Source organism: Parasynechococcus sp. (assembly GCF_042954245.1).
Lineage (GTDB): Bacteria > Cyanobacteriota > Cyanobacteriia > PCC-6307 > Cyanobiaceae > Parasynechococcus.
In genome coordinates this window covers 1-3,202 of the sequence record NZ_JBGKDP010000007.1, presented here as the reverse complement: position 1 = coordinate 3,202, position 3,202 = coordinate 1, and the positions used below count along the sequence as shown (strand labels likewise).

The 3,202-nt window shown below is 61.7% G+C and carries 5 protein-coding genes; all 5 read left to right on the top strand.

Going from position 1 to position 3,202, the window contains the following annotated elements; genetic code table 11:
• A partial coding sequence (locus tag ACGVJ8_RS00340; RefSeq protein WP_392344967.1) for an AAA family ATPase occupies window positions 1-1,094 on the top strand: 1,094 nt, incomplete at its 5' end.
• Window positions 1,095-1,164: 70 nt separating this feature from the next.
• Window positions 1,165-1,407 (top strand): preprotein translocase subunit SecE, encoded by a 243-nt coding sequence (secE, locus tag ACGVJ8_RS00335; protein ID WP_392344966.1) that lies wholly within the window; start codon window positions 1,165-1,167, stop codon window positions 1,405-1,407.
• Window positions 1,408-1,428: 21 nt separating this feature from the next.
• Complete coding sequence (gene nusG, locus ACGVJ8_RS00330; RefSeq protein ID WP_392344965.1) at window positions 1,429-2,097, top strand: transcription termination/antitermination protein NusG; 669 nt, start codon at window positions 1,429-1,431, stop codon at window positions 2,095-2,097.
• A gap of 109 nt (window positions 2,098-2,206) precedes the next feature.
• A complete protein-coding gene (rplK, locus tag ACGVJ8_RS00325) occupies window positions 2,207-2,632 on the top strand; it encodes a 50S ribosomal protein L11 (protein ID WP_392344964.1) in 426 nt (141 codons plus the stop codon).
• A 71-nt stretch (window positions 2,633-2,703) separates the two neighbouring features.
• Window positions 2,704-3,202, top strand: a 499-nt coding sequence (gene rplA / locus ACGVJ8_RS00320; RefSeq protein WP_392344963.1) for a 50S ribosomal protein L1, incomplete at its 3' end; no start/stop codon positions are given.

Sequence of the window (3,202 nt, the reverse complement as noted above, 5' to 3'; positions counted from 1 at the left end):
ACCAGCTGCACCGGGTGCAGCTGGTCGTACTGGAGGCGGGCCAGGTGGAGGCACAGACCGCCGGAATGGCCCTGTTGCGCAAGCAGGTAGAGGCCGGTGACATCGCTGATCTGGTGGCCCGTTGGACCGGGATCCCCGTGCAGCGGCTGTTGGCCGGCGAGCGGCGTAAACTCCTGGACCTCGACGCCCATCTCGCGGAACGGGTGATTGGTCAGGGCGAAGCGGTGACGGCCGTTGCTGCTGCCATCCGCCGGGCCAGGGCCGGCATGAAGGATCCCCGTCGACCGGTGGGTTCCTTCTTGTTCCTGGGGCCGACCGGCGTCGGTAAGACCGAGCTGGCGAAGGCGCTGGCAGGGTCGCTGTTTGATGAAGAGGAGGCTCTAGTTCGCCTCGACATGAGCGAGTTCATGGAGCGGAACGCCGTGGCTCGGCTCATCGGTGCTCCTCCGGGTTATGTCGGCTACGAGGAAGGGGGGCAACTCACTGAGGCCGTGCGCCGCCGGCCCTATGCGGTGCTGCTTCTTGATGAAGTGGAGAAGGCCCATCCCGATGTGTTCAACCTGCTGCTGCAGGTGCTGGATGACGGCCGGCTCACCGATTCCCAGAGTCGCACTGTTGATTTCCGCCACACTGTGGTCGTGATGACCAGCAATCTGGCCAGTCCCGCGATCCTTGAACATGCCCGCTCAGGATCCACAGATGACTCAGCCCTGCAACAGCAGGTGGATGCAGCGCTCTCCAACCAGTTCCGGCCTGAATTCCTCAACCGCATTGATGAGGTGATTCGTTTCTGTCCGTTGGAGGTCTCCGATTTGGTGCGGATTGTTCAGTTGCAACTGAAGGATCTCGCTGCCCTGTTGGCCGAACAGGGCCTGGCCCTGTTCGTGGATGACGCTGTCGCTGAGGCCATGGCCCGTCAGGGCCATGAACCGGAGTACGGGGCGCGGCCCCTGCGTCGGGTGTTGAGGCGCCAGCTGGAAAATCCGCTCTCCACGCTGCTGCTTGAGGAGCGCTTTGCAGGAGCCAGTGGCGTGACGGTGCGGCTGGGGGAGGCCGGCACGGATGCCCTGGTGTTCGATCCGGTGGGGGGTTGAGGGCATCCGATAAGGTGGCTATCTGGCGAAGTGCCTACCGGCACCGTTGTCAACTTCCGGTCCCATCCCCGTGACCAGCCCCATCTCTGAGGACACCACCACTTCTGACGGCTCCAAAGCCGCTGCCGATTCCACCAAATCCGGTGGTTTTTTGGCGGACACGGTTGATGAGCTGAAACTCGTGGTCTGGCCCAGCCGCCAGCAACTGTTCAGCGAATCCATCGCTGTGATCCTGATGGTCAGCCTTTCGGCTGCCACCATCGCGGCTGTAAGTCGTTTCTTTGGGTGGGCTTCGTCCCAGATGTTCCGCTGACTCGATATCACCTTTCTCGCCGTGCCCGAAGACCTGACCACACCGGACGCCCCTGAGGTGCTTGATCTGCCGGCCCCGAATGAAGGGGAAGACAGCACCTTGCCTGCGGCGGCTATCGCTAGCACGGCCATCGCCCGCTGGTACGCCGTTCAGGTGGCTTCCAGCTGTGAGAAGAAGGTCAAGGCCACCCTGGAGCAGCGGGCTGTCACCCTCGGGGTGAGCAACCGAATTCTTGAAATCGAGATTCCCCAGACGCCTGCAGTCAAGCTGAAGAAGGACGGCACCCGTCAGTCCACCGAGGAGAAGGTGTTCCCCGGTTATGTGTTGGTCCGAATGGTGCTGGATGAGGACACGATGATGGCGGTGCGAAGCACCCCGAATGTGATCAATTTCGTCGGTGCTGAAGACCGGCGTGCCACCGGTAAGGCCCGTGGTCATATCAAGCCTCGTCCCCTCAGTCGCTCTGAGGTCGATCGAATCTTCAAGCGCGCTGCCGAGAAGAAGACGGTCGTCAAGGTGGATCTCACCGAAGGCGATCAGATCTTGGTGACCGCTGGTCCGTTCAAGGACTTCCAGGGTGAGGTGATCGAGGTGTCCGGCGAGCGCAACAAGCTCAAGGCCCTGCTCTCCATCTTTGGTCGAGAGACCCCGGTGGAGCTGGAGTTCTCTCAGATCAGCAAACAGAACTGACCTGGCGGCGGCCGTCTCCCTGCGGAGGGCGGCCTTGGGAGTGGGCAACCATTCCGCCGCACCCGACCCGAGGGTCTGGTGATCCGCAGCTGTCCAAACCCCCCAGCCGATGGCCAAGAAAGTCGTAGCTGTGATCAAGCTGGCCTTAGATGCCGGCAAAGCCAACCCCGCGCCGCCGGTGGGCCCTGCCCTCGGTCAGCATGGTGTGAACATCATGATGTTCTGCAAGGAGTACAACGCTCGGACGCAGGACAAAGCCGGTTATGTGATTCCGGTGGAGATCTCGGTCTTCGAAGACCGCAGCTTCACCTTCATCACCAAGACGCCTCCGGCGTCGGTGCTCATCACCAAGGCCGCAAAGATCCAAAAGGGATCCGGTGAGTCCGCCAAGGGCAGTGTTGGATCGATCAGTCGGGCTCAGCTCGAGGAGATCGCCAAGACAAAGCTCCCCGACCTCAACTGCACCAGCGTTGAGTCCGCCATCCGGATCATCGAAGGCACCGCTCGCAACATGGGCGTTTCCATCAGCGATTGACGTCGCTGCATCGCTTCTCCAACCCATTCGGGGGAGGCATCACTGATGTCGTCTGAACCCCAACTCTGAACATGCCCAAAATCTCCAAGCGCCTGGCCAGCCTGGCCGGCAAGATCGAGGACCGTGTCTACACACCCCTCGAGGCGATTGCCCTGGTCAAGGACAACGCCAACGCGAAATTCGACGAGACGATGGAGGCCCATGTGCGCCTCGGCATCGATCCGAAGTACACCGACCAACAGCTGCGCACCACCGTGGCTCTGCCCAACGGCACCGGTCAGACCATGCGAATCGCTGTCGCGACCCGCGGTGAGAAGGTGGCTGAAGCTAAAGCCGCCGGTGCCGAACTCGCCGGTGAAGAAGACCTGGTGGAAAGCATCAGCAAGGGCGAAATGGATTTCGACCTGTTGATCGCCACCCCCGACATGATGCCCAAGGTGGCCAAGTTGGGTCGGGTCCTCGGCCCACGTGGCTTGATGCCCAACCCCAAGGTAGGCACGGTCACGACGGACCTCGAGGCCACGATCAAAGAATTTAAGGCCGGCAAACTGGAATTCCGTGCCGACCGCA